The organism is Streptomyces sp. NPDC047869, from assembly GCF_040704065.1.
Classification (GTDB): Bacteria; Actinomycetota; Actinomycetes; order Streptomycetales; family Streptomycetaceae; genus Streptomyces.
Genome location: NZ_JBEYRK010000003.1, coordinates 382,893 through 408,226, shown reverse-complemented (window position 1 = coordinate 408,226; position 25,334 = coordinate 382,893). Strand labels below are relative to the sequence as shown.

At 71.8% G+C, this 25,334-nt stretch carries 21 protein-coding genes and 1 other RNA gene; 18 read left to right on the top strand and 4 right to left on the bottom strand.

All coding sequences use genetic code 11. The features are described from left to right. Nucleotides 1–23: 23 nt before the first annotated feature. From AB0924_RS06600 to ssrA, 3 genes are all read left to right on the top strand, one after another. On the top strand, nt 24–1,202 hold the full coding sequence (locus tag AB0924_RS06600; protein WP_366910810.1) for a S41 family peptidase: 1,179 nt from the start codon (nt 24–26) through the stop codon (nt 1,200–1,202). A gap of 56 nt (nt 1,203–1,258) precedes the next feature. Beyond that, nucleotides 1,259–1,738 (top strand): SsrA-binding protein SmpB, encoded by a 480-nt coding sequence (smpB, locus tag AB0924_RS06595; protein ID WP_358930339.1) that lies wholly within the window; start codon nt 1,259–1,261, stop codon nt 1,736–1,738. A gap of 136 nt (nt 1,739–1,874) precedes the next feature. After that, nucleotides 1,875–2,261, top strand: a transfer-messenger RNA (tmRNA) gene (gene ssrA, locus AB0924_RS06590). Between the two features lie 131 nt (nt 2,262–2,392). On the opposite strand, the gene AB0924_RS06585 is transcribed toward ssrA, so the two are convergent. The 3 genes from AB0924_RS06585 to AB0924_RS06575 all read right to left on the bottom strand — a co-directional run bounded on the left by AB0924_RS06585 (nt 2,393) and on the right by AB0924_RS06575 (nt 4,704). Next, nucleotides 2,393–2,692, bottom strand: a complete 300-nt coding sequence (locus AB0924_RS06585; protein ID WP_366910809.1) for a M20/M25/M40 family metallo-hydrolase — start codon at nt 2,690–2,692, stop codon at nt 2,393–2,395. Further along, on the bottom strand, nt 2,689–3,357 hold the full coding sequence (locus tag AB0924_RS06580) for a trimeric intracellular cation channel family protein (protein ID WP_358930343.1): 669 nt from the start codon (nt 3,355–3,357) through the stop codon (nt 2,689–2,691). Before AB0924_RS06580 ends, AB0924_RS06585 begins: the two co-directional genes overlap by 4 nt. 84 nt (nt 3,358–3,441) lie before the next feature. Then, nucleotides 3,442–4,704, bottom strand: coding sequence for an MFS transporter (locus AB0924_RS06575; RefSeq protein WP_366910808.1), 1,263 nt, complete (start codon nt 4,702–4,704; stop codon nt 3,442–3,444). Between the two features lie 97 nt (nt 4,705–4,801). Between AB0924_RS06575 and AB0924_RS06570 the strand changes: the two genes are divergently transcribed. From AB0924_RS06570 to AB0924_RS06515, 12 genes are all read left to right on the top strand, one after another. After that, complete coding sequence (locus AB0924_RS06570; RefSeq protein WP_358930347.1) at nt 4,802–5,770, top strand: LysR family transcriptional regulator; 969 nt, start codon at nt 4,802–4,804, stop codon at nt 5,768–5,770. Nucleotides 5,771–5,929: 159 nt separating this feature from the next. Beyond that, on the top strand, nt 5,930–7,072 hold the full coding sequence (locus AB0924_RS06565) for a hypothetical protein (protein ID WP_358930349.1): 1,143 nt from the start codon (nt 5,930–5,932) through the stop codon (nt 7,070–7,072). 16 nt (nt 7,073–7,088) lie between these two features. Further along, nucleotides 7,089–9,266: a glycosyltransferase gene (locus tag AB0924_RS06560; protein WP_366910807.1), complete on the top strand. Its 2,178-nt coding sequence runs from the start codon at nt 7,089–7,091 to the stop codon at nt 9,264–9,266. A gap of 149 nt (nt 9,267–9,415) precedes the next feature. Next, complete coding sequence (locus AB0924_RS06555; RefSeq protein WP_366910806.1) at nt 9,416–10,633, top strand: acyltransferase; 1,218 nt, start codon at nt 9,416–9,418, stop codon at nt 10,631–10,633. Between the two features lie 172 nt (nt 10,634–10,805). Continuing rightward, entirely contained in the window at nt 10,806–12,176 is a 1,371-nt protein-coding gene (locus tag AB0924_RS06550) for a nitrate/nitrite transporter (RefSeq protein ID WP_358930355.1), read from the top strand. An 85-nt stretch (nt 12,177–12,261) separates the two neighbouring features. Continuing rightward, complete coding sequence (locus AB0924_RS06545) at nt 12,262–13,413, top strand: uroporphyrinogen-III synthase (protein ID WP_366910805.1); 1,152 nt, start codon at nt 12,262–12,264, stop codon at nt 13,411–13,413. 132 nt (nt 13,414–13,545) lie between these two features. Then, nucleotides 13,546–14,139, top strand: a complete 594-nt coding sequence (locus AB0924_RS06540; RefSeq protein ID WP_358930360.1) for an ABATE domain-containing protein — start codon at nt 13,546–13,548, stop codon at nt 14,137–14,139. Nucleotides 14,140–14,418: 279 nt separating this feature from the next. After that, the gene (locus tag AB0924_RS06535; RefSeq protein WP_037932079.1) at nt 14,419–15,003 is read left to right on the top strand and encodes a sigma-70 family RNA polymerase sigma factor; all 585 of its coding nucleotides are present in this window, start codon (nt 14,419–14,421) and stop codon (nt 15,001–15,003) included. An 86-nt stretch (nt 15,004–15,089) separates the two neighbouring features. Continuing rightward, nucleotides 15,090–15,839, top strand: a complete 750-nt coding sequence (locus AB0924_RS06530) for a zf-HC2 domain-containing protein (protein ID WP_358930363.1) — start codon at nt 15,090–15,092, stop codon at nt 15,837–15,839. Nucleotides 15,840–15,907: 68 nt separating this feature from the next. After that, entirely contained in the window at nt 15,908–18,235 is a 2,328-nt protein-coding gene (locus AB0924_RS06525; RefSeq protein ID WP_358930365.1) for a UvrD-helicase domain-containing protein, read from the top strand. A gap of 353 nt (nt 18,236–18,588) precedes the next feature. Beyond that, on the top strand, nt 18,589–20,004 hold the full coding sequence (locus AB0924_RS06520) for an NAD-dependent malic enzyme (protein WP_366910804.1): 1,416 nt from the start codon (nt 18,589–18,591) through the stop codon (nt 20,002–20,004). Between the two features lie 272 nt (nt 20,005–20,276). After that, nucleotides 20,277–20,558 carry an HU family DNA-binding protein gene (locus tag AB0924_RS06515; RefSeq protein ID WP_067001509.1) on the top strand — a complete coding sequence of 94 codons (282 nt, stop codon included), beginning with the start codon at nt 20,277–20,279 and terminating at the stop codon, nt 20,556–20,558. 204 nt (nt 20,559–20,762) lie between these two features. On the opposite strand, the gene murA is transcribed toward AB0924_RS06515, so the two are convergent. After that, nucleotides 20,763–22,103, bottom strand: coding sequence for a UDP-N-acetylglucosamine 1-carboxyvinyltransferase (gene murA / locus AB0924_RS06510; protein WP_358930371.1), 1,341 nt, complete (start codon nt 22,101–22,103; stop codon nt 20,763–20,765). Nucleotides 22,104–22,368: 265 nt separating this feature from the next. On the opposite strand from murA, the gene AB0924_RS06505 reads away from it, so the two are divergent. From AB0924_RS06505 to AB0924_RS06495, 3 genes are all read left to right on the top strand, one after another. Continuing rightward, nucleotides 22,369–22,941: a YqgE/AlgH family protein gene (locus AB0924_RS06505; RefSeq protein ID WP_358930373.1), complete on the top strand. Its 573-nt coding sequence runs from the start codon at nt 22,369–22,371 to the stop codon at nt 22,939–22,941. A 29-nt stretch (nt 22,942–22,970) separates the two neighbouring features. Further along, nucleotides 22,971–23,249 (top strand): DUF3039 domain-containing protein, encoded by a 279-nt coding sequence (locus tag AB0924_RS06500; protein WP_143638399.1) that lies wholly within the window; start codon nt 22,971–22,973, stop codon nt 23,247–23,249. Between the two features lie 240 nt (nt 23,250–23,489). Further along, nucleotides 23,490–25,094, top strand: coding sequence for a beta-N-acetylhexosaminidase (locus AB0924_RS06495; protein ID WP_358930580.1), 1,605 nt, complete (start codon nt 23,490–23,492; stop codon nt 25,092–25,094). Nucleotides 25,095–25,334: the final 240 nt, after the last annotated feature.

Sequence of the window (25,334 nt, the reverse complement as noted above, 5' to 3'; positions counted from 1 at the left end):
GCCGTTGTCCTAGACTCACCGCCATGTCAGGCCGTGACCCGTTCTGTCAGCCCCGCCGCACCGGCCGTGGGGCCGCCCTGACATTGGTCTTCGCCTGCGCGCTGGTCGCGGGCGCCGCGACCGGCTCCTTCCCGGACACCGGCCAGGGCGCCCGGTCCGGCACCAACTCCGCCTCGGCGCCGGCGCCTTCGGCCACCCGTCACGAGGCCGTGCGGCGGGCCGCCGCCAAGGCGATGGCCGACGGCAAGTCGCCCATGGAGGCCGCCGAGCGGGCCGTCAGCCGCAGCGGGGACCGCTGGGGAGCCGTCTACTCCGAGGACGAGTACCAGGAGTTCCAGGAGGCCCTGGACGGCCAGTACACCGGCACCGGGCTGTGGGCGCGGGCCGAGCCGGACGGCCGGATCGAGGTGACCCGGGTGCGGCCCGGCTCGCCCGCGGCCGGCGCCGGCATCCGCAAGGGCGACCGGCTGCGCAGCGTCGACGGCACGGACGTGACCGGGCGGCCGGTCACCGACGTGGTCTCGTTACTCCGCGGCGACGCCGAGGACGCGGCCGCCGGTACGACCGTGACGCTCGGCCTCCGGCGCGGCACCCGCGCGTGGACCGAGACCCTGCGCCGGGCCAGGCTGTCCACGGACCCGGTGACCGTCCACAAGCTGCCCGGCCGGATCACCGTGATCAAGGTCGCCGCCTTCACCAAGGGCTCCGGCGACTTCGTGCGCGCCGCCGTGCACCGCGCCCCGGCCGGCGCCGGCATCGTCCTCGACCTGCGGGGGAACTCCGGCGGCCTGGTCACCGAGTCCGTGGAGACCGCCTCCGCCTTCCTCGACGGCGGCCTGGTCGCCACCTACGACGTCGACGGCGCCCAGCGCGCCCTGCACGCCGACACCGGCGGCGACACCGACCGGCCCCTGGTCACCCTGGTCGACGGCGGCACGATGAGCGCGGCCGAGATGCTCACCGGCGCCCTGCAGGACCGGGGACGCGCGGTCGTGATCGGCACCCGCACCTTCGGCAAGGGCTCCGTCCAGATGCCCACCGGGCTGCCCGACGGCTCGGTCGCCGAGCTGACCGTGGGCCACTACCGCACCCCGTCCGGCCGCGCGGTCGACGGCCGGGGCATCACCCCCGACCTGGACGCGGGGCCGCAGGCGCTGCGGCGGGCCGAGACGGTCCTGGGCGGCCTGGGCGACCCGTCGTAGCCCCCTTTAATGCACTTCCCCCGCACCCCCTCCATGGTGCGAAAATGGTCGGCACTATGGCTAAGGAAAAAGGGCGCAAGCTGATCGCGCAGAACAAGAAGGCGCGGCACGACTACCTCATCCTCGACACGTACGAGGCCGGTCTCGTGCTCATGGGCACCGAGGTGAAGTCGCTGCGCCAGGGGCGGGCCTCGCTGGTCGACGGCTTCGTGCAACTGGACGGTCACGAAGCGTGGCTGCACAACGTGCACGTGCCCGAGTACAGCCAGGGCACCTGGACCAACCACAGCGCCCGGCGCAAGCGGAAGCTGCTGCTGCACCGCGACGAGATCGACAAGCTCGAGGCGAAGTCCCAGGAGACGGGTCACACGATCGTGCCCCTCGCCCTGTACTTCAAGGACGGCCGCGCCAAGGTCGAGATCGCGCTGGCGAAGGGCAAGAAGGAGTACGACAAGCGCCAGACCCTGCGCGAGAAGCAGGACCGGCGCGAGGCGGACCGCGCGATGTCGGCCGTGCGGCGCAAGCAGCGGGGCTAGTCACCGGACCGGCGCCACCGGCGGGAATAGGCTGGCACCGAACCGCGTTGGTCACGTACGATGGCAGCGCACCCCACAGAGGGTGCGAGCCCCCTCTCCGGAGGGCCCTCCACGGAGGGGATTGAAAAATCAACATGGGGATGATCGGTTTCGACAGCGGATGTCGAAGCAGGGGAAGCGTGTCGAGGAAGCGGCCATGATCTCGTAAACCACAGGCCGAAAACAATAATCGCCAACACCAAGCGCGATTCCTCCCACTTCGCCCTCGCTGCCTAATTAGCAGCTAGCGAAGCTCTCAAGGGAGTGTCAGCCCGGGCTTGTTCCCGTCCCGGATCCTGGCATCGACTAGGGGACTAAACCTTGATCCCGGTCACGGGGTGAAGAGGGAAATCAAACAGTGACTGAGCCCGTCGGCGACTTGTTCGCGTGATCGCCGGGGCCGAGAAAAGCGAAGCGAACTGCACACGGAGAAGCCCTGGTTCCGCACCGTTGGACGCGGGTTCGATTCCCGCCATCTCCACGAGACGGAGGTGGACCGTGCTCGCAACATGCGCGAGTTCGGTCCGTCTCGTCGGGATCTCCGGGGGCATGACCCCCGGACCCCCTCATCCCATGTGGGCACAGGCCCCGTCGCTCCGAGCGGCGGGGCCTTTGTCATGCGGTCTGCCGGGCGAGCCGCGAAAGATCGGTGAGCCCGTCGGCGAGCATCCGGTCGGCGCCGTCACCGGGCTCCTCGGTCGGCTGGAACAGGGCCACCAGCGTTCCCGGCCACGCCCCGCGAGCGGACGCCAGCAGCTGGGCCGCGCCCAGCAGACAGGTGACGTGCATGTCATGTCCGCAGGCGGGCGCCACCGGCACCTCCCGGCTGTGTGGTGCTCCCTGTTCTCCGGTGGGTGGTGCCCCCGCCCGTCCCGCAGTCCGTCCGTCGCCCGGCCCCTGGCCCGTCCGGGTCACGGGCCGCGGCCGCGTGCCGCCCTGGGCCGCCAGTCACGGCTGCCCGGCAGCCGCCAGCCCCGGGTCAGCGCGGCCTGCCGCAGTGAGACGCCCACCAGGATCCCGGCCAGGATGCCGAGGGTGGGCGCACCGAGCCGGTTGCAGAGGACCATCACCCCGCTCACCAGTACGGCGACGGTCGCGTACAGGGGGGTGCCGCCGAAGATGGCGGGGGTACGGGCCAGCAGCAAGTCCCGGATGGCCCCGCCGCCGACCGCCGTGATCGTGCCCAGCAGCACGGCGGGCAGCCAGCCGAGTCCGACGGAGAGGGTCTTCTGCGCCCCGGCGATCGCCCAGACGCTGAGCGCCAGCGCGTCGAGCAGGTTGAAGGTCCAGCCGGAGGTGTGACGGCTCAGGTCGGCGACGAAGGCCAGCAGGGTCCCGGCGGTGGCCACGGTGAGATAGGTGTAGTCCGTCAGGGCGACGGGCGTCCCGTGCTGCAGCAGGGTGTCGCGGAGGATTCCGCCGCCGAGACCGGAGACGATACCGATGACCAGGAAGCCGAAGAGGTCCAGCCGGCGGCTCCGCGCCAGCACCCCGCCGAGTGTCCCGTTGGCGAACACTCCGCTCAGGTCCAGCACCCGGGTCACCTCGGTCACGTTCTCCGGGGACAACCAGCCGGCCACGCATCAGCACCTCCCTCCCTCACCCTCACCGTCGCCCCGACCATCGAACCAGCCGGAGCGCGCACCCGCCCGGCGAGCGCCCGCCTACCGAGCCGCCGCGGCCTGCCCGGCCGTCCCCGTCCGCAGCCGCGACGAGCCGATCACCAGGGCCACGGCGGCCGCTATCGCCGGTACCGCGAAGCCAGTGGCCGGTGAGCCGTGCTCGGCCGCCCAGCCGCCGGCCGCCGAGCCGCAGGCGATGCCGGTGAGCAGTCCGGTGACGACGAGGCTCATGCCCTCGTTGAGCCGGTCGGCCGGGGTGCGGGCCTGCACCAGGGTCATCGCGGTCACCATCGTCGGCGCCGTAGCCATGCCCGCCACCAGCAGCGCACCCGCCAGGGCCACGAGGGAACCGGTGCCGGCGGCGGTCAGCCAGGGCAGGGTCATCAGGGCGGCCATCGCGAGCAGGCAGCGGGGGAGGCCGAGGCCGGCCGGTTTCAGGGCCCCGTACAGCAGGCCGGCCGCGCACGAGCCCGCCGCCTGCAACGCCAGCACCAGACCGGCCGCCGCCCGGTGCCCCTGGGCGTCGGCGTACGCGATCGTGACGACCTCCATCGAGCCGAACACCGCGCCGGTCGCCACGAAGCAGGCCAGGAGTGCCGGAATCCCCGGGCTGCGCAGCGGCGACCGCGCCTTCGAGCGGGCCAGTGGCGGTGGCTCGGTCGCCCGCTGCGCGGTGAACAGCAGCATGCCGGCCAGCAGCAGTACGGCCCCGGCGAGAGTGCCCGCCTCCGGGAAGAACGTGCCGGTCAGGAAGGCGGCCAGCACCGGGCCCAGCATGAAGCACAGCTCGTCGGCGGCCTGCTCGAAGGAGTTGGCGGTGTGCAGGGCGGCGGGGTCGTCGCGCAGCAGGTGGGCCCAGCGGGCGCGGGACAGGCCGCCGATGTTGGGGGTGGCGGCGGTGGCGGCGTAGGCGGCGAACAGGGTCCAGTCCGGGGCGCCGCAGCGCACGCACAGCAGCAGGGCGAGGCTGCCCAGCACGGCCGCGAGGGTGGCCGGTACGGCGACCCGGGCCTGGCCGTGCCGGTCGACGAGCCGCGCGATCCACGGCCCGGCCACCCCGGTCGCCGCGAGACCGACGGCGGTGACGGCGCCGGCGAGGGCGTACGAGCCCCGGGCTCCGGCGATCATCACGACCGCGCTCACGCTGAACATGCCCATGGGCAGCCGCGCGACGAGATTGCCCGCGGTGAAGGCGAGCGTGCCGGGGCGGGAGAAGAGCCCCCGGTATCCGCGGAGCTGCCCCGTCTCCCGCTCTTCGCACCGCTCGTTCGGTATCCGGCTGTCTTCGGTGGTCTGTCGCGGCATGACTCAACGGTCGCCCGGAGTGGATCACCCGGTCCAACACCTTCTCGGTGCCGACTCACGCACCCGCGTTGTGAATCCGGGTTGTAGATTCGCCGCCATGCCCGCTCCCGCCGCCATAGAACCGCGCCTGCTGCGCGCCTTCGTCGCCGTCGCCGAGGAGCTGCACTTCACCCGGGCCGCGGCTCGTCTGTACGTGGCGCAGCAGGCGCTGAGCCGGGACGTACGGCGGCTGGAACGCGAGCTGGGCGCGGAGTTGTTCGTACGGACCACCCGTCAGGTGACGCTCACCGCGGACGGTGAGCGGCTGCTGCCGCACGCCCGGCGGGTGCTGGCCGCCCAGGACGACCTGCTCGCCGCCTTCGGCCAGGCCCGGCCGCTGCTGGTCGACCTCAATTCCGCCGGTCTGCTCACCGGCCGCCGGGTGCTGCACCGGGCCCGGGAACTCGCCCCCGACTGCGAGCTGATGGCCCGCTACGAGAGCGGTCTGACGGGGGCGGCGGCCGAGGTGCTCGCCGGCCGGCTGGACGTCTCCTTCGGGCGCTTCGCGGGGCTGGACCCGGCCCTGCGGTCGGGGCTCGAACAGCAGCCGGTGCGCTACGAGCCGATGGCCGTCGTCCTGCCCGACGACCACCCGCTGGCCGCCCTGCCGGAGGTCCCGCTGGCGGCGCTGGCCGGGGAGACGGTGTACGCCGGGGCGGGGAACCCGCGCACCCGGGAGTGGACCGACCTCGCACTTCACCTCTTCGAGGGACGCGGCATCCGACTTGCTCCACCCCTTCCGCTACCGGTCGGTGACGAGGAGTTCGAACGCATCATGGCCAAGACCCGGAACGTGATCCTGGCCGTGGTGGACTTTCCGGCCATGCCCCGTTCGGTGCTGCGGCCGCTCGTCGATCCGGTTCCGCTCTCACCCGTCTCGCTGGTCTGGCGCAAAGGGCTGGTCCATCCCGGACTGACGGCGCTCCGCAGGGCCGCGAGCGACATCGCGCGGGCCGAAGGGTGGCTCCGGCGGCCCACTGACCGATGGATTCCAGCCGTGGATGATGATGTGATGAGCGCCCACTAGGTGGCACGTGGCGAACACGCAACCTCCGCATGCGCTACATTCATGGCCCGAGCACGGTGTGGTAAAGGGGGCGCTCGGGCTGGGTGGGGGCCTGGTTCGAACGGCGGGTGCTCGGTGTCGATGCGCACCCGGAACTGTCCCGTGGGGGGATGTGCGCACGTGAAAGAGTGGCGAGAAGACGCCCAACCGGAGTGGCCCGAAGTCACATCCGCGCCCTGGCAACACCCGGTACCGGGTCACACCCGGGCGTTCCCGGAGACCGGCGCCCTCCAGGGCGGCGGCCACGCCGATTCCAGCCTTCCGGATGGCGGTCACCCGGCCGGCACGGCGTTCCCGGAGACCGGTGACGCCCCCGGTGCCGGCGCCTTCCCGGCGACCGGGATACTCCGGGGCGGTCGAGCCGCCCGGACCGAGGCCGACGGGACGGCCGTACTCCCGCGGGCCCGCAACGACCGTGCGGCCGCGGACTTCCGCCGCGTCCCGGACCGCGGTGCGACTCCCGCCCCGGACCCCGAACAGACCACCGTGCTGCGCCGGGTGAGGGTCGGCGGCCACACCGGACCCGGCACCGCGGAGTCCCTCCGCGACCCCTGGGGCGAGCCCCTTCCCTCCATTCCCACCCAGCCCACCGCCTCCGACCCCACGCACGACCCGCACGAGGTGACGGTCCAGATGGATGCCGTCCAGCTCGGCGACGGCCGGCTGACCGCGGCCCCGGGCACCGCGCACGGCACCGGCCGCGAGACCGCCGACGGCCCCGTCTTCGTCGACGAGTCCGGCCGCCGCAGCCGTACCTTCCGCCGCCTCGGCATGATCGTCGGCCTGGCCTGCGCCGGGTACGCCGTGGTCATCGTGGCGACGCTGTTCTCGGGCAGCTCGGACGCGCCGTGGGTTCCGGTGCCCGGCCAGGACGCGAACGCGCCCGCCAGCCAGGTGGACTCCCCGCCGCTGCCCAGCGTTTCGGCGGATCCGGCGCCGGAGAGCGGTGGCCCCGCGGCCTCTCCCGTCGCGTCCCCGACGGCGGGCTCCGGCACCGCGCCGGGCGCCGGCTCGCTGTCGAGCTCCGCCCCCGGTACCTCGGGCACGTCCGCCGACGCGGCGCCGACGGCCGGCACGTCCGCCGGCGTCGTCGGCGGCACCAGGCACCCGTCCACTTCCCCGGCATCACCGGCCGGCTCGCCCCCGGACTCGTCCACCGCGGGCACCGGTGCCTCCCCCGGACCCTCACTTTCCCCCGCCGGTGGCACGGGACCCGAGGCCCACAGCGCACTCGACCCGACCGCCCCGCGTCCGCACCTCTGATCAGCGAAGCCGCCCCATGCCGTCACACTCCCGTCACCGCTCCGCCCCGCCCGCCAGGCGCAGATGGCTACCCCTGCGCTATCTGCTGTCCGTCCTGGTCCTGATCGCCACGCTCGCGATGCTCATGCTGCGCGGGTACGTGCACAACGAGATCCTCGCGGACTTCCGGGTCCAGCCCGAGGCGGCCAACGACAAGGTGCCCGAGGCGGTCCGCGAGGGCGGTCCGGTCATCGACACCCGGGGCGGCCGCACCGGCAGCCTGCGGGTGCCGGACCACCGCGTCGTCCTCACCTTCGACGACGGCCCGGACCCCACCTGGACGCCGAAGGTCCTCGACATCCTCCAGAAGCACCACGCGCACGCCGTCTTCTTCGTCACCGGCACCATGGCCTCCCGCTACCCGGACCTGGTCAAGCGCATGGTGGACGAGGGCCACGAGGTCGGCCTGCACACCTTCAACCACCCCGACCTGTCGTACCACTCCGAGCGGCGCATCGACTGGGAGCTGTCCCAGAGCCAGCTCGCGCTGGCCGGAGCGGCCGGCATCCGCAGCTCCCTGTTCCGGCCGCCGTACTCCTCGTTCGCCGACGCCATGGACGACAAGTCCTGGCCGGTGACCGAGTACGTCGGCAGCCGGGGTTACCTCACCGTCGTCAACGACACCGACAGCGAGGACTGGCGCCGGCCCGGGGTCGACGAGATCATCCGCAAGGCGACGCCCAAGGGCGGCAAGGGCGCCATCGTGCTGATGCACGACTCCGGCGGCGAGCGGCACCAGACGATCCAGGCGCTGGACCGGTTCCTGCCCCAACTGCAGTCACGGGGCTACCGGTTCCAGAGCCTCACGGAGGCACTGGACGCGCCGAGCGCCGACACCCCGGTCACGGGCCTCGACCTCTGGAAGGGCAAGGCCTGGATATTCCTGGTGCAGGCGTCGGAGCGGGCCACCGGTGCCCTGGTCGTGGGGCTCGCGGTCATCGGCTCCCTCGTCCTCGCCCGTTTCGGCGGGATGCTGCTGCTGTCCGCCGTGCACGCCCGCCGCACCCGCCGGCGCGGGTTCCGCTGGGGCCCGCGACCCGTCACGGAACCCGTGTCCGTGCTGGTCCCGGCCTACAACGAGGCCAAGTGCATCGAGAACACCGTCCGTTCACTGATGCGCAGCGAGCACCCCATCGAGGTCCTCGTCATCGACGACGGCTCCACCGACGGCACGGCCCGCATCGTCGAAGGGCTGGGACTGCCCAACGTACGGGTGATCCGCCAGCTCAACGCGGGCAAGCCCGCCGCTCTCAACCGCGGTATGGCGAACGCCCGGTACGACCTGATCGTGATGATGGACGGCGACACCGTCTTCGAGCCGGCCACCGTGCGCGAGCTGGTGCAGCCCTTCGCCGACCCACGGGTCGGAGCGGTCGCCGGCAACGCCAAGGTCGGCAACAAGGACACCCTCATCGGCGCCTGGCAGCACATCGAGTACGTGATGGGCTTCAACCTCGACCGCCGCATGTACGACGTCCTGCGCTGCATGCCGACCATCCCGGGCGCGGTCGGAGCCTTCCGCCGCTCGGCCCTGGAACGGGTCGGCGGCATGAGCGACGACACCCTCGCCGAGGACACCGACATCACCATGGCGATGCACCGCGACGGCTGGCGCGTCGTGTACGCCGAGAAGGCCCGCGCCTGGACCGAGGCCCCGGAGTCCGTCCAGCAGCTGTGGTCCCAGCGCTACCGATGGTCGTACGGGACCATGCAGGCGATCTGGAAGCACCGCCGTGCCGTCGTCGAACGCGGCCCGTCCGGACGCTTCGGCCGGGTCGGCCTGCCCCTGGTGTCCCTGTTCATGGTCGTGGCCCCGCTGCTGGCCCCGCTCATCGACATCTTCCTCGTCTACGGCCTGGTCTTCGGGCCCACCGAGAAGACGGTCGCGGCCTGGTTCGGCGTCCTCGCCGTCCAGGCGGCCTGCGCGGCGTACGCCTTCTTCCTCGACCGCGAACCGCTGACGCCGCTGATCTCGCTGCCCCTGCAGCAGATCCTGTACCGCCAGCTCATGTACGTGGTGCTGCTCCAGTCCTGGATCACGGCACTCACCGGCGGCCGCCTGCGCTGGCAGAAGCTCCGGCGCAAGGGCGGTGTGTCGGCTCCGCCGACCGGGTCCGTCACCGACCAGCGGGTGATGGACGGGAGGCCGGCCTGATGACGACGCCCTTCGACCCCGGACCGCGGCCGGGCGCCCGGCCGCCGGGATCCCCGTACGAGCCCTTCGCCACGGGGCCCGCCCGGGCCGCGGCCCCTCCGCTCGCCCCGCCGGCACCCTTCTCGACGACGACCCAGGAAGCCCAGCACGTGACCGTACCCACCCTCCCGTCCGGCACGGACGAGCCGACCCGGCCCGCCGAGCCCGAGCAGCGGCGGCGCGCCCCGGTGCGCGACCGGTACTTCGACCTGCTGCGCGCGATCGCGCTCTTCCGGGTGGTCTTCTACCACTTGATGGGCTGGGCCTGGCTGCCCGTGGTGTTCCCGTCCATGGGCGTGATGTTCGCCCTGGCGGGCAACCTCATGGCCCGCTCGCTCAAGCGCCCGGCGGTGCAGGTGGTCCGAAGCCGCCTGCGCCGTCTCCTGCCGCCCCTGTGGCTGCTCGGTGCCATCGGCGTGACCGGCATGGTGCTGCAGGGCTGGAGCCCGGGCGACGACGGGCACCCCGGCTGGTGGTGGCTGCACCTCGGCTTCTGGATCCTGCCGGTCAGCGACCCGCCCTACGCCGAGGGCCTGCGCGGCATCCACGGCATCCTCGGCGAGGACTGGGGAAGCGAACTGGCGGGCCCGCTCTGGTACATCCGCGCCTACCTCTGGTACGTCCTGCTGTCCCCGTTCCTGCTGAAGGCGCTGAGAGCGCTGCCCTGGGCGACCGTACTGTCGCCGATCGCCCTCTCCGCGGCCTTCGAGTTCGGCTACCTCAACCTGCCCGGTGAGCGCATCCCCTCGGCGCTCACGGACTTCAGCACCTTCGGCGCCTGCTGGATCCTGGGAATGGCGCACCAGGAAGGCGTCCTGAAGCGCATGCCCCGCTACGTCGTCCCGTCCGTGGCCCCGGCCATCGCGGTCCTGGGCCTCTGGTACGCCCTGACGCACGGCTTCAAGGAGGGGCACGACCTGGACGACATCCCGTTCGCGCAGTCCCTCTGGTCCTTCGCCACCGTGCTGCTGCTCCTCCACGTGAGCCCTTCCTGGACGGAATGGCCCCGCTGGCTGCGCCCCTTCGACCGGCTGATCACCCTGCTCAACTCCAGAGCCGTGACGATCTACCTCTGGCACAACCTCTGCATCCTCGTCGCCGCCACCCTGTGGGACCAGCTCTGGCAGTTCGACGTGATGTACCTGCACTTCTCCTGGCTGCTGGAGAGCCCCTGGCCGGTCCTCGCGATCACCTGGATGTTCATCGCGAGCTGCATCGTCTGGTTCGGCTGGGTGGAGGACATCGCCGCCAAGCGCAAACCGCGCCTGTGGCCGGACGGCTCGGCACCCGGACGCCCGCAGCTCCGCGCCGGAGCGCACCGGGGCTGATCAGCCGTCCGGGCCCTGGCGCCGGCCGGTGCGACCTCTCACCCCGCCTCCCCGCGGGGTGAGAGCGAAGTTCCCTGCCGGTCACCCACAGCCACAGCGAGGAAACGCGCCCTCCCTACCTTCGGGACTCATCACCGCGAACCACCGAGTCCCGGAGCACCGTGGAGGCGTCATGACAGGTCCGGCCCCAATCCGTCGCAGCGGCCGCTGGATCGAGCGCTGGGATCCCGAGGACGAGGGGTTCTGGCGGGCGACCGGGGAGAAGGTCGCCCGGCGGAACCTGTGGTTCTCCGTGCTGTCCGAGCACATCGGGTTCTCGGTCTGGACCCTGTGGTCCGTGCTCGTGCTCTTCATGGGGCCCGAGTACGGGCTCACCCCCGCCGACAAGTTCCTGCTGACCTCCGTGGTCACGCTGGTCGGCGCGGTCGTGCGGGTGCCGTACACGTTCGCCGTCGCCGTCTTCGGCGGGCGGAACTGGACGATCATCTCGGCGAGCCTCCTGCTCGTCCCGACCATCGCCGCGTTCGCGGTGATGGAGCCGGGGACCTCCTTCTCCACCTTCCTGCTGACCGGGCTGCTGGCCGGCATCGGCGGCGGCAACTTCGCCTCCTCCATGACCAACATCAACGCCTTCTTCCCGCTGCGGAAGAAGGGGTGGGCGCTCGGGCTGAACGCCGGGGGCGGGAACATCGGCGTGCCGGTCATCCAGCTCATCGCCCTCGCGATCATCGGGGCGAGCGGCGGGCCGCGGGTGCTGCTCGGGATCTACATCCCGCTGATCGTCCTCGCCGCCGTCCTCGCCGCGCTGTTCATGGACAACCTCGCCTCGGTGAAGAACGACACCGGCGCCGCGAGGGACGCGGCGAAGGACGGCCACACCTGGATCATGGCGTTCCTCTACATCGGCACCTTCGGCTCGTTCATCGGCTACAGCTTCGCCTTCGGGCAGGTGCTGACCAACCAGTTCGGGCGCACCCCGCTGCAGGCCGCGTACCTCACCTTCATCGGCCCGCTGCTCGGCTCCCTGATCAGGCCGGTCGGGGGCTGGCTCGCCGACCGGTACGGCGGGGCGCGGATCACCCTGTGGAACTACGTCGGCATGGCCGCCGCCACCGCCGTGCTGATCGCGGCGAGCATGGCGAAGTCGCTGGCGCTGTTCGTGCCGGTCTTCGTGGTGCTGTTCGTGCTCAGCGGGCTCGGCAACGGGTCGACGTACAAGATGATCCCCGGGATCTTCCAGGCCAAGGCCCTCGCCGAGGGGCTCACGGGCGAGGCGGCGGCCGCCCACGGACGGCGGCTGTCCGGGGCCTCCATGGGGCTCATCGGGGCCGTCGGCGCGCTCGGCGGTGTCGGCATCAACCTCGCCTTCCGCCAGTCCTTCCTGTCCTACGGCTCCGGCACCGGCGCCTTCGTCGCCTTCCTCGTCTTCTACGGCGCCTGCTTCGCGGTGACCTGGGCCGTATACCTTCGCGGTTCGGCCACCCGGGGCGCACCGACCACCGCCACCGAGACGAAGCCGCAGCTCAGCTACGCCAAGGTGTGACGTAACACCGCGGACATCGAGCCGAACCGAGCCTGTCACGCACCGTTGACAGGCTCGTTCGGCATGCGGGCCAGCTAGGAGAGCCATGGACGACGAACAGCAGCACCCCGAACCCGGGCCCCTCGCCGGGTTCACCGTGGGCGTCACCGCCGCGCGCCGCGCCGAGGAACTGGGCGCGCTGCTCCAGCGGCGCGGTGCCGTCGTGCTGCACGCGCCCGCCCTGCGCATCGTGCCGCTCGCCGACGACGGCGAGCTGCTCACCTCCACCAAGGAGCTCATCGCCCAGTTGCCGGACGTCGTGGTGGCCACCACCGCGATCGGCTTCCGGGGCTGGATCGAGGCCGCCGACGGATGGGGGCTCGGCCGGCCGCTGCTGGAGCGCCTGCGGGGCGTCGAACTGCTGGCCCGCGGGCCCAAGGTGAAGGGCGCGGTGCGGGCCGCGGGGCTGACCGAGTCGTGGTCGCCGTCCAGCGAGTCCATGGCCGAGGTGCTGGACCGGCTGCTGGAGGAGGGCGTCGACGGGCGCCGGATCGCCGTACAGCTGCACGGCGAGCCGCTGCCGGGGTTCGTGGAGGCGCTGCGGGCCGGGGGAGCGGAGGTCGTCCCGGTGCCGGTGTACCGGTGGATGCCGCCGGAGGACATCGGGCCCGTCGACCGGCTGCTGGACGCCGTCGCCGCGCGCGCGGTGGACGCGCTCACCTTCACCAGCGCGCCCGCCGCCGCGTCCCTGCTGTCGCGGGCCGAGAAGCGCGGGCTGCTCGGCGAGGTGCTGGTCGCGCTCGGCCACGACGTGCTGCCCGCCTGCGTGGGCCCGGTGACCGCGCTGCCGCTGCAGGCGCGGGGCGTGGACACGGTGCAGCCGGAGCGGTTCCGGCTCGGGCCGCTCGTACAGCTGCTCTGCCAGGAACTGCCCGCACGGGCGCGGGCGTTGCCCGTCGCCGGGCACCGGGTGGAGATCCGGGGGCACGCGGTGCTGGTGGACGGGGAGCTGAAGCCCGTGCCGCCGGCGGGCATGTCGCTGCTGCGGGCGCTGGCACGGCGGCCGGGCTGGGTGGTGGCCCGCGCCGAACTGCTGCGGGCGCTGCCGGGCGCGGGGCGCGACGAGCACGCGGTGGAGACGGCGATGGCCCGGCTGCGCACGGCCCTCGGCACGCCGAAGCTGATCCAGACGGTGGTCAAGCGGGGCTACCGGCTGGCGCTGGACCCGGCCGCGGACACGAAGTACGCGGACGGCTGAGGCGGGGCCGGGCACGGATCCGCCGGGCAAGCCTTCGCCAAGACCGTCCGAAGGGTTCCGCGCGCCGGGCGGCGCGGGCACTGTGAAGGGGAGCGACGCAACGGTTCCCCTGTCCTAGGCGGTGGCAGGCACATGACGCTGAGTACGGCCCCGGCCCCGAACGAGCCGCGGTTCGACGCCGGGCGGATCTGCCTGGACCTCCTCGCGACCACGCATCCGGCCGAACGACTGGGCGCGGTCGAGTCGTTGCGGGCCTGGATCGCCGGTGCCGGGCTGGTGCCGCCCGGCACCCCGCTGGAGCACGCCGACGCCTCCTGGCCGGCGCGGTTCCGGGAACTGCGCTCGGACGTCGGCCAGTTGCTGCGCGGCACCGGCGCGGCAGACCCGCGGCCGTACGACGGCGCCCTCGGCCGGCTCAACGAGGCCGCCCGCGCGGCGCTCCCGGCGCCGTGCGCGGTGCGCGGCGCGGACGGCGCCCTGGTACGCGAGCTGGCCCGGGCGCCCGAGTGCGCGGCGCTGCTGGCGCTCGTCGCGCGGGACGCCGTGGAACTGCTCACCGACCCCGTGGCGCGAGCCGCGGTCCGCGCGTGCGAGGGCGACAACTGCCCCCTGGTGTACCTGGACACCTCCCGGGGACGCCGTCGGCGCTGGTGTTCCAGCGAGGTCTGCGGCAACCGGGAGCGGGTGGCCAGGCACCGGCGGCGGGCGGCCCTCGCGCGGGCCTGAGCGCCCGGTACGGCCCTTCTGCCGGAAAGCGGCGGGAAACTCCCCTGCCGTGCGCGAAGTGATTTCCGCAACAGCCGGTTTGCGGGTCCGTGCGCACGGGCAGCGAGGGCCGCACCGGCGATGTGTCGGAAATGCAAACATCGCGCGGGGGGAATGTGTGTGCATGTCCTGCTCGTGCCGTCATTCCCAGGAAAACTGTCACCTCCTTTTGAACAGCGGGCCGCCCCTGTCCGTACGGGTGGGCGAGCGACCGACTGGGGGAACCCCCGGACACCGGAGGTGGGCGTGCGCAAGGATGCGGCCGTGGCCAATGAACGTGGATCGAGGGCCCGACATCGCATGTCCTCACAGCCCTCGGAACCTGATGAGGAGCTGATGCGTGCGCTGTACCGCGAACACGCCGGACCTCTGCTCGCGTACGTCCTCAGGCTGGTCGCCGGAGACCGGCAGCGCGCCGAGGACGTCGTGCAGGAGACGCTCATCCGTGCCTGGAAGAACGCCGGTCAGCTCAATCGGGCGACCGGTTCGGTACGCCCCTGGCTGGTGACGGTCGCGCGCCGCATCGTCATCGACGGCCACCGCAGCCGGCAGGCCCGGCCGCAGGAGGTCGATCCGTCGCCGCTGGAGGTCATCCCCGCGGAGGACGAGATCGACAAGGCGCTGTGGCTGATGACGCTGTCGGACGCGCTCGACGACCTGACCCCGGCGCACCGGGAGGTCCTCGTCGAGACGTACTTCAAGGGACGTACGGTCAATGAGGCGGCCCAGACGCTGGGCATCCCGAGCGGCACGGTGCGCTCCCGGGTGTTCTATGCCCTGCGGTCGATGAAGCTGGCACTGGAGGAGCGGGGGGTGACGGCGTGATGAGCAGTGGTTACGGAGGAATGCAAGGATTCGGCCCGGGTGGTCCGGGTATCTCTGGACCCATGAGCCCCGGTCAGGGATCTTCGGTGCCGAGTGAGCACGAGACCGTGGGCGCCTACGCCCTCGGACTGCTCGACGACGCCGAGGCAACCGCTTTCGAGGCGCACCTCGCCACCTGCGAATGGTGCGCCCAGCAACTGGACGAATTGGCCGGGATGGAGCCGATGCTGGCCGCGCTGGCGGATCTGCCGGGTTCCGGCAGCACCCCGGCGATCGGCGAGTCGCTGTCCGCCAGGCCGAGCCCACGGCTGGTGGAGAAGCTGGTCGACGAGGTCTCCGAGCGCCGTGCGCAGAAGCGGCGCAAGGGCTTCTACCTGGTCGCGGCCGCTGCCGCGCTGATCATCGGCGGCCCGGTGGCCGTCATGGCGGTGAACGGCGGCGGCGACTCGGGGCAGACGGCCACGCCTCTCGCGGCCACCGCCCGGACGACGTTCGAGCAGCTTCCGGACAAGGTCAGCGGAAGCGACAGCACGACGGGCGCCAGCGCGACCGTCGCCATGGGCGAGAAGGACTGGGGCACCTCCGCCGTCCTCGAGCTCAAGGGCGTCAAGGGGCCGCTCAAATGCTCGTTGGTTGCCGTCGGCAACAACGGTGACCGCCAGACCCTGGGTTCCTGGTCCGTCCCCAAGTGGGGCTACGGCATCCCGGACGCCAAGACCCCGGAGTCCCGCAAGCCGCTCTACATCGGCGGTGGCACGGCCCTGAAGCCCAACGAGATCGACCACTTCGAGGTGACCACCTTCGACGGCAAGAAGCTCGTCCAGGTGGATGCGTAGTCACGTAGCTTTGCCGGGTCCCCTTCGCGTACGGTTGACGGCTGCCCAGCACGTCAGAAGGGGGCCCGGTGGCCGCTCAGGTTCAGCAGTCCGCGGTCGGCTCGGTACACGACGCACAGGACTCCGTGCGTGACCGAGAGATCAGCGTCGAGCAGGAACATCTGGACCGGGTGTACCGGCGGCTCGAGGAGAAGATCCACGAGGCCGAGTTCCTGATGAACGACGCCGCCAAGCGCGGCCAGGTCGGCACGCCCGGCGCGCTGGCCGAGCGGGACGCCCAGGTCTTCCGGGCCGGCATCCACCTCAACCGGCTCAACAACGAGTTCGAGGACTTCCTCTTCGGACGGATCGACCTGCTGCCCGGCAAGGACGGCAAGAAGGGCCCCGACGGCGCCTACACCGCGGTCGAACCAGCCGAGGGCGCCATCCGGCCCGACAGCACCGCCGACATCGCCGAGACCCTGCACATCGGGCGGATCGGCGTGCTCGACGCGGACTACGCCCCGCTGGTCATCGACTGGCGGGCCCCGGCCGCCGCCCCCTTCTACCGGTCCACCCCCAGGGACCCCGGCCGGGTCGTGCGCCGCCGGGTCATCCGCTCCAAGGGCCGCCGGGTCCTCGGGGTCGAGGACGACCTGATGCGCCCCGAACTGCGGGCGTTCCTCGACGAGCGGGCGCTGCCCGTCATCGGCGACGGCGCCCTGATGGCCGCCCTCGGCCAGGCCCGCAGCCACACCATGCGGGACATCGTCTCGTCCATCCAGGCCGAGCAGGACCTGGTCATCCGCGCCCCCGCCGCCTCCGTCACCTACGTCGAGGGCGGCCCCGGCACCGGCAAGACCGCGGTCGCCCTGCACCGCGCGGCCTACCTCCTCTACCAGGACCGCAGACGCTACGCGGGCGGCATCCTGATCGTCTCGCCGACCCCGCTGCTGGTGGCCTACACCGAGGGCGTGCTGCCCTCGCTCGGCGAGGAGGGCCAGGTCGCGATCCGCGCCATCGGCTCGCTCGTGGACGGTGTCGAGGCCACGCTGTACGACTCCCCGTCCGTGGCCCGCGCCAAGGGCTCGTACCGGATGCTGAAGGTGCTGCGGAAGGCCGCCCGCGGCGCTCTGGAGCTGAACGATTCTCCGGAGCGGCTCCGGGTCGTCGCCTTCGGACGCCGCCTCGAACTGGAAGCCGAGGAACTGGCGCACATCCGCCGTACCGCCCTCGGCGGCACCGCTCCCGTCAACCTGCTGCGCCCGCGCGCCCGCAAGCTGCTGCTGGACGCCCTGTGGGCCAAGTCCGGCGCGGCCGGCCGGCACACCGACGCGGAGCTGGCCGCCGAGCTGCGCTCCTCCTTCGACGAGGACGTGGCGGGCGAGGACCCGTTCATCGCCTTCCTCGACGCCTGGTGGCCCGAGCTGACCCCGAAGGGTGTCCTCACCGCCATGGCGGACGAGAAGCGGCTCGGCCGCTGGGCCCGCCGGATCCTCAACCCCGGCGAGGTCCGCAGGGTCGCCCGCTCGCTGCGCCGGGAGGGCTGCTCGGTGCACGACACCGCCATGCTGGACGAGCTCCAGGCGATCCTCGGGGCCCCGGCCCGGCCGCGCAAGAAGCGCGAGCTGGACCCGCTGGACCAGCTCACCGGCCTCGACGAGCTGATGCCGGTGCGTGAGGAGACCCAGCGGGAGCGGGCCGAGCGCCTTGCCCAGGAGCGCACCGAGTACGCGCACGTCATCGTGGACGAGGCCCAGGACCTCACGCCGATGCAGTGGCGCATGGTCGGCCGCCGCGGCCGGCACGCCACCTGGACGGTCGTCGGCGACCCCGCCCAGTCCTCCTGGTCCGACCCGGACGAGGCGGCCGAGGCCCGCGACGAGGCCCTCGGCACCCGCCCCCGGCGCCGCTTCCAGCTCACCGTCAACTACCGCAACCCCGCCGAGATCGCCGAGCTGGCCGCCAAGGTGCTCGCCCTCGCCATGCCGGGCTCCGAGGCGCCCTCCGCCGTACGGTCCACCGGGGTCGAGCCGCGCTTCGTGACGGCGGCCGGCGGATCCGGCACGCCCGCACGGGACTCCCTGGAGAAGACCGTCCGCGCGGAGTCCGAACGGCTGCTCGGCCTGGTGGACGGCACGGTCGGGGTGGTCGTCGCCATGAACCGGCGCGAGGAGGCCCGCCGCTGGCTGACCGGGCTCGGCGACCGGGTGGTGGCGCTCGGCAGCCTGGAGGCCAAGGGCCTGGAGTACGACGCCACGGTCGTCGTCTCACCGGCGGAGATCGCCGACGAGTCGCCGGCCGGGCTGCGCGTGCTGTACGTCGCGCTGACCCGGGCGACCCAGCAGCTCACGGTGGTCTCCGGCGAGCGGGACGAGCCGGACCCGGCGGGGGTGCCGGACCTGCTGAGGGACTGAATTCCGAAGAAGTCCCCGCGCCAGGAATGGCCTCCGGCATCCGTTTGTTAGCCTTGACGTGGCACCGGCCCGATCCAAGCCCCCGGGCCCAACCTTCGTCCCTCAGAGGGACCACTTGCCGCGAGGCGAGCATGGCGGGTCGGTGTCATGAACGTGAGAGAGGCCCACGTCCGATGTGACGTGGGCCTCTTTATTTGCCCGATCATCTCTCGTATTGTGGAAGTTGTTTTCCGAAACGGCGTGCCGTCGTGAACACAACGTCCGCAATCCGGGGCGACTACCACGTACTCGGGGGTAGGTGCGACGATCGGACGGCACTACACGCGACACGGTGAAAGCAGAGGAAGTCGGCCATGGCAACGGCGCCCAGCGTCTCCTACTCGATGACCATCCGGCTGGAGGTGCCCGCGAGCGGAACCGCCGTCTCGCAGCTCACCAACGCCGTGGAGTCCTCCGGAGGCTCGGTCACCGGCCTCGACGTCACCGCGTCCGGTCACGAGAAGCTCCGTATCGACGTCACCATCGCGGCCACCTCCACCGCCCACGCCGACGAGATCGTGGGCAAGCTCCGGGGCATCGAGGGGGTCACCCTCGGCAAGGTCTCCGACCGTACGTTCCTGATGCACCTCGGCGGCAAGATCGAGATGGCGTCCAAGCACCCCATCCGCAACCGTGACGACCTCTCGATGGTCTACACGCCCGGCGTGGCCCGCGTCTGCATGGCCATCGCCGAGAACCCCGAGGACGCCCGCCGCCTCACCATCAAGCGCAACTCCGTTGCGGTCGTGACGGACGGTTCCGCCGTGCTGGGCCTGGGCAACATCGGCCCCAAGGCCGCGCTGCCCGTCATGGAGGGCAAGGCCGCCCTCTTCAAGCGCTTCGCCGGCATCGACGCCTGGCCGCTCTGCCTGGACACCCAGGACACCGACGCCATCGTCGAGATCGTCAAGGCGATCGCCCCCGGCTTCGCCGGCATCAACCTCGAGGACATCTCCGCCCCCCGCTGCTTCGAGATCGAGGCCCGGCTGCGCGAGGCCCTCGACATTCCCGTCTTCCACGACGACCAGCACGGCACCGCCATCGTCGTCCTCGCCGCCCTGACCAACGCGCTGCGCTGCACCGGGAAGGCGATCGAGAACATCCGGGTCGTGATGTCCGGGGCCGGCGCCGCCGGTACGGCCATCCTCAAGCTGCTGATCGCCGCCGGTGTGAGGAACGCCGTGGTGGCCGACATCCGCGGTGTCGTCCACGCGGACCGCGAGGACCTGGTGGACGCCCCGGCCGACTCCCCGCTGCGCTGGATCGCCGACAACACCAACCCCGAGAACCTCACCGGCACCCTGAAGGAGGCCGTGCGCGGCGCCGACGTCTTCATCGGCGTCTCGGCCCCGAACGTCCTCGACGGCGACGACGTGGCCGCCATGGCCGAGGGTGCCATCGTGTTCGCGCTCGCGAACCCCGACCCCGAGGTCGACCCCGCCATCGCCCGGCAGACGGCCGCCGTCGTGGCCACCGGCCGCTCGGACTTCCCGAACCAGATCAACAACGTCCTGGTCTTCCCGGGTGTCTTCCGCGGCCTGCTGGACGCGCAGTCCCGTACCGTCAACACCGAGATGATGCTCGCCGCCGCGAAGGCACTGGCCGACGTGGTGACCGAGGACGAGCTGAACCCCAACTACATCATCCCGAGCGTCTTCAACGACAAGGTCGCGGGCGCCGTGGCGGGCGCGGTGCGCGAGGCCGCGAAGGCGGTGGGCGCGGAGTCGTAGGCGCCGTAGCGCGCAGGGTGCGGGGGCTGTGAGGATGGACACGGCGGCCCCCGTCCCGGCGCGTCGTGGAACCCCCCACCGGCGGGCGCCCTCTAGGGTGACGGCCGAGCAGGCGCTTTTCGTGTGACTCCCTAGGGTGTTCTCACGACTCCTACGGGTGCCGGATTGGCATTACCGCCGCAGGTAGGGGCAGGATGCGTCTTTGGGCGCGAGCGCATCGGCATCGATCTCACCTCACGCCTCAACGGCAAGAAGAACACGGGAGTAACAACATGAACCGCAGTGAGCTGGTGGCCGCGCTGGCCGACCGCGCCGAGGTGACCCGGAAGGACGCCGACGCCGTTCTGGCCGCGTTCGCCGAGGTCGTCGGCGACATCGTCTCCAAGGGCGACGAGAAGGTCACCATCCCCGGCTTCCTGACCTTCGAGCGCACCCACCGTGCCGCTCGTACCGCGCGCAACCCGCAGACCGGCGAGCCCATCAACATCCCGGCCGGCTACAGCGTCAAGGTCTCCGCGGGCTCGAAGCTCAAGGAAGCGGCCAAGGGCAAGTAAGCGCTCCGCTCGGGGCGCCGGGTGACTGGAGCGCCGTTCTGACGCAGCGCCGCGGGTGACCGCGGGTTCGCTGCGGCTGGTCGCGCCCGCGCGGCGAAGCCGCAGATCCAGTCGGGCCCCGCGCCCCTTGGGGCGCCTCAGCCGAAGACGCCGAAAGGGCGGCCTCCCTCCTCCCGAGGGTGCCGCCCTTTCGCCGTGTTCGGGCTAGCCGAGCGCCTTGCCCGGCAGCTCGACCTTCGCGCCCAGTTCCACGAGCTTCTCCATGAAGTTCTCGTAGCCGCGGTTGATCAGTTCGATGCCGTGGACGCGGGAGGTGCCCTCGGCGGCCAGGGCCGCGATGAGGTACGAGAAGCCACCGCGCAGGTCGGGGATGACCAGGTCGGCGCCCTGGAGCCGGGTGGGCCCCGAGACGACCGCGGAGTGCAGGAAGTTGCGCTGGCCGAAGCGGCAGTCGGAGCCGCCCAGGCACTCGCGGTAGAGCTGGATGTGGGCGCCCATCTGGTTCAGCGCCGAGGTGAAGCCGAGCCGGGATTCGTACACCGTCTCGTGGATGATGGACAGGCCCGTCGCCTGGGTCAGGGCGACCACCAGCGGCTGCTGCCAGTCGGTCTGGAAGCCCGGGTGCACGTCCGTCTCCAGCGCGATGGACTTCAGCTGCCCGCCGGGGTGCCAGAAGCGGATGCCCTCGTCGTCGATCTCGAAGGCACCGCCCACCTTCCGGTAGGTGTTCAGGAACGTCATCATCGAGCGCTGCTGGGCGCCGCGGACGTAGATGTTGCCGTTGGTCGCCAGCGCCGCCGACGCCCAGGAGGCGGCCTCCAGGCGGTCCGACAGGGCGCGGTGGGTGTAGCCGCCGAGCTTGTCCACACCGGTGATGCGGATCGTGCGGTCGGTGTCCATCGCGATGATCGCGCCCATCTTCTGCAGCACGCAGATGAGGTCCTCGATCTCCGGCTCGACGGCCGCGTTGGACAGCTCCGTGACGCCCTCGGCCAGCACCGCGGTCAGCAGCACCTGCTCGGTCGCGCCGACGGACGGGTACGGCAGCCGGATCTTCGTGCCGCGCAGCCGCTGCGGCGCCTCCAGGTACTGCCCGTCGGCCCGCTTCTCGATGGTCGCGCCGAACTGCCGCAGCACCTCGAAGTGGAAGTCGATCGGCCGGCCGCCGATGTCGCAGCCGCCCAGGCCCGGGATGAACGCGTGCCCCAGACGGTGCAGCAGCGGGCCGCAGAAAAGGATCGGGATACGGCTGGAACCCGCGTGGGCATCGATGTCAGCGACGTTCGCGCTCTCCACGTGCGACGGGTCGAGGACCAGCTCGCCGGGCTCCTCACCCGGACGGACGGTGACCCCGTGCAGCTGCAGCAGACCGCGCACGACACGCACGTCACGGATGTCCGGAACGTTGCGCAGTCGGCTCGGCGCACTGCCCAGCAGGGCGGCGACCATGGCCTTCGGTACGAGGTTCTTCGCACCGCGGACACGGATCTCGCCCTCCAGCGGGGTTCCGCCGTGGACAAGCAGGACATCGTCGTTGACGGTCATGAATCTCGCGTTCCGATGAGTCGGGCAGGGGCCGGCCGATCACTTTGCGCAGGGGCCGGAGAGACAGGGTAATCGCCTATTACCCCCGTCCTGTAAGCCCAAGTACCGCCCAGCCGCGTCATAGCTGTGTCACAACACGAACCGTTCACCGCCGGGCACAAGGGGTCACCGGCGCGGGACGCGCCCCCGTGCGCCCTGAGCTGCGTTCACTCGCGCACCCCGATTGGCTCCCCACAGCGGGGGAAGATGCGGGATCATGTCTGGCATGACCGAGGTGTCCTCGCTCACAGGGCGGCTGCTCGTGGCAACCCCCGCCCTGGCGGACCCGAACTTCGACCGTGCGGTCGTGCTCCTTCTCGACCACGACGAGGAGGGCTCTCTCGGTGTCGTCCTCAACCGCCCCACCCCGGTGGGCGTGGGCGACATCCTGGAGGGCTGGGCCGAGCTGGCCGGTGAGCCCGGAGTGGTCTTCCAGGGCGGTCCGGTCTCCCTGGACTCGGCGCTCGGCGTCGCGGTCATCCCGGGCGGATCGAACGGGGACAGCGCCCCGCTCGGCTGGCGGCGGGTGCACGGCGCGATCGGTCTGGTCGACCTGGAGGCCCCGCCGGAGCTGCTCGCCTCGGCCGTCGGCTCACTGCGGATCTTCGCCGGTTACGCCGGCTGGGGCCCCGGCCAGCTCGAGGACGAGCTGGTGGAGGGCGCCTGGTACGTCGTGGAGTCTGAGCCGGGCGACGTGTCCTGCCCGGAGCCGGAGACCCTCTGGCGCGAGGTGCTGCGCCGCCAGCGCAACGAGCTGGCGATGGTCGCCACGTATCCCGACGACCCGTCGCTCAACTGATGCCCGCGCGCTTCAGTACCCTTGGCGATATGAGCACTCTCGAGCCCGAGCGCGGGACTGGTACGGGGACCCTCGTAGAGCCGACGCCACAGGTGTCCCACGGCGACGGTGACCACGAGCGCTTCGCCCACTACGTCCAGAAGGACAAGATCATGGCGAGCGCCCTCGACGGCACCCCCGTCGTGGCGCTGTGCGGCAAGGTGTGGGTGCCCGGCCGCGACCCGAAGAAGTACCCCGTGTGTCCCATGTGCAAGGAGATCTACGAGTCCATGGGCAGCGGTGGCGACGACAAGGGCGGCGACAAGTAGACGTCCGCCCGTTGTCCGCCTGAAGACCCTCGGGCCCCCGGGGCCGCGTCACGGACGCGGGCCCGGGGGCCTTTGCGTTTTTCGGCCACTAACTGGTCCAGACCTCTTGTCGGCATGCTCATGTCGGCAATAGCCTCCTCGAAGTCGCGCACGGCGAACAATGCGCCGCGCCGCGGCGCAGTTCCCCGGTAGGAACGCTTTCCTTCGTCAAGGACTGATGTGACTGACAAGGTGGATGTGATCCCGGCTCCGGCGCGCTGTTCGCGGAACACCGCCGGGCACACGAGCATCGGCGCCGGTACGGGGCTCCAGGCGCGGCCCGGCACCGAGGGTGTGGCGCGGTGGCTGCGGGCCACCGTCGGCGCGGCGACCGGCCTGCCGCTTCCGGAGGCGGACGACGGGGACGACCGCGTCGTACTGAGCATCGAGCCGGACCTGCCCCCCGAGGGCTACCGCCTCGTCACCGACGGCCGTCCGGCGCGCATCCAGGGCGGCAGCGCCGCCGGCGTCTTCTGGGGAGCGCAGACCTTCCGGCAACTGCTCGGCCCCGACGCGTTCCGCGGTGCGCCGCTGCGTCCGGACCGGGTGTGGGAACTGCCTCGGGTCACCGTCGAGGACGCCCCCCGGTTCGGCTGGCGCGGTCTCATGCTGGACGTCGCCCGGCATTTCATGCCCAAGGAAGGCGTGTTGCGGTACCTGGATCTGATGGCCGCGCACAAACTCAACGTTTTCCACTTCCATCTGACGGACGACCAGGGCTGGCGGATCGAGATCGGGCGGTATCCGAGGCTGACCGAGATCGGCTCCTGGCGGGCGCGGACGAAATTCGGCCACCGTGCCTCGCCGTTGTGGGAGGAGAAGCCGCACGGGGGTCACTACACCCAGGACGACATCCGGGAGATCGTCGCCTACGCCGCCGAGCGGCATATCACCGTCGTCCCGGAAATCGATGTACCGGGCCACTCGCAGGCCGCCATCGCCGCGTATCCGGAACTCGGCAACACCGATGTCGTGGACACCTCCGCCCTCACCGTCTGGGACAACTGGGGAATCTCCGCCAACGTACTGGCCCCCACCGACACCACCCTCCGTTTCTACGAGGGGGTGTTCGAGGAAGTGCTGGAACTGTTCCCCTCCGAGTTCGTGCACATCGGCGGCGACGAGTGCCGTAAGGACCAGTGGCGCCGGTCGCCGGCCGCGAAGGGCCGGATCGCGGACCTCGGGCTCGCCGGCGAGGACGAGTTGCAGTCCTGGTTCATCGGCCACTTCGACACCTGGCTCACCGCGCGCGGGCGCCGCCTCATCGGCTGGGACGAGATCCTGGAGGGCGGGCTCGCGCCGGGTGCCGCGGTGTCGTCCTGGCGCGGCTACGGGGGCGGTGTCGCCGCCGCGCGGGCGGGCCACGACGTCGTCATGTGCCCGGAGCAGTACGTCTACCTGGACCACCGGCAGGCGCCCGGGGACGACGAACCCGTGCCGATCGGCTTCGTGCGCACCCTGGAGGACGTCTACCGGTTCGAGCCGGTACCGGCCGAACTCACCGCCGGGGAGGCCCGGCACGTACTGGGCACCCAGGCCAACGTGTGGACCGAGGTGATGGAGGACGCCGCGCGCGTCGACTACCAGGCCTTTCCCCGGCTCGCCGCCCTCGCGGAGGTCGCCTGGAGCCGGCTGCCCGCCCCGGCGGAGCGGAACTTCGCGGACTTCGAACACCGGATGGCCGCCCATTACCGGCGACTTGACGCCCTCGGCGTCGGCTACCGGCCGCCGACCGGGCCGCGGCCCTGGCAGCGGCGCCCCGGCGTCCTCGGTCGCCCGATCGACGGCGCGCCCCCGAACCGCTAGGAGACGCGGGCGCCGGCGCCCCGCCGCCGGTGCCCGTCCGGCGGTGCCCCGTCCGCCGGTGGAACGGGTGCTCGTAGAACGAATGACGGAAAACGTGGCGGAGTCACCGAAGAGTGGCAATCGGCGCACACCGGTGATGCCGTGCGAAAACAGAATATGTCCCCGATGAGGTGGGCGAATGCCTCCTAGCGGACCCCCGCGTCCGGCCCTTGCGAAGATGTGCCAGAGTTGCCACGTCCG

Excerpts from the sequence above, each read along its gene's own strand:
- AB0924_RS06520 (WP_366910804.1), top strand. The coding sequence starts at position 18,589 with ATGGCAACGGCGCCCAGCGTCTCCTACTCGATGACCATCCGGCTGGAG.
- AB0924_RS06515 (WP_067001509.1), top strand. The coding sequence starts at position 20,277 with ATGAACCGCAGTGAGCTGGTGGCCGCGCTGGCCGACCGCGCCGAGGTG.
- smpB (WP_358930339.1), top strand. The coding sequence starts at position 1,259 with ATGGCTAAGGAAAAAGGGCGCAAGCTGATCGCGCAGAACAAGAAGGCG.
- AB0924_RS06600 (WP_366910810.1), top strand. The coding sequence starts at position 24 with ATGTCAGGCCGTGACCCGTTCTGTCAGCCCCGCCGCACCGGCCGTGGG.
- AB0924_RS06570 (WP_358930347.1), top strand. The coding sequence starts at position 4,802 with ATGCCCGCTCCCGCCGCCATAGAACCGCGCCTGCTGCGCGCCTTCGTC.
- AB0924_RS06550 (WP_358930355.1), top strand. The coding sequence starts at position 10,806 with ATGACAGGTCCGGCCCCAATCCGTCGCAGCGGCCGCTGGATCGAGCGC.
- AB0924_RS06505 (WP_358930373.1), top strand. The coding sequence starts at position 22,369 with ATGACCGAGGTGTCCTCGCTCACAGGGCGGCTGCTCGTGGCAACCCCC.
- AB0924_RS06560 (WP_366910807.1), top strand. The coding sequence starts at position 7,089 with ATGCCGTCACACTCCCGTCACCGCTCCGCCCCGCCCGCCAGGCGCAGA.
- AB0924_RS06545 (WP_366910805.1), top strand. The coding sequence starts at position 12,262 with ATGGACGACGAACAGCAGCACCCCGAACCCGGGCCCCTCGCCGGGTTC.
- AB0924_RS06500 (WP_143638399.1), top strand. The coding sequence starts at position 22,971 with ATGAGCACTCTCGAGCCCGAGCGCGGGACTGGTACGGGGACCCTCGTA.
- AB0924_RS06540 (WP_358930360.1), top strand. The coding sequence starts at position 13,546 with ATGACGCTGAGTACGGCCCCGGCCCCGAACGAGCCGCGGTTCGACGCC.
- AB0924_RS06575 (WP_366910808.1), bottom strand. The coding sequence starts at position 4,704 with ATGCCGCGACAGACCACCGAAGACAGCCGGATACCGAACGAGCGGTGC.
- murA (WP_358930371.1), bottom strand. The coding sequence starts at position 22,103 with ATGACCGTCAACGACGATGTCCTGCTTGTCCACGGCGGAACCCCGCTG.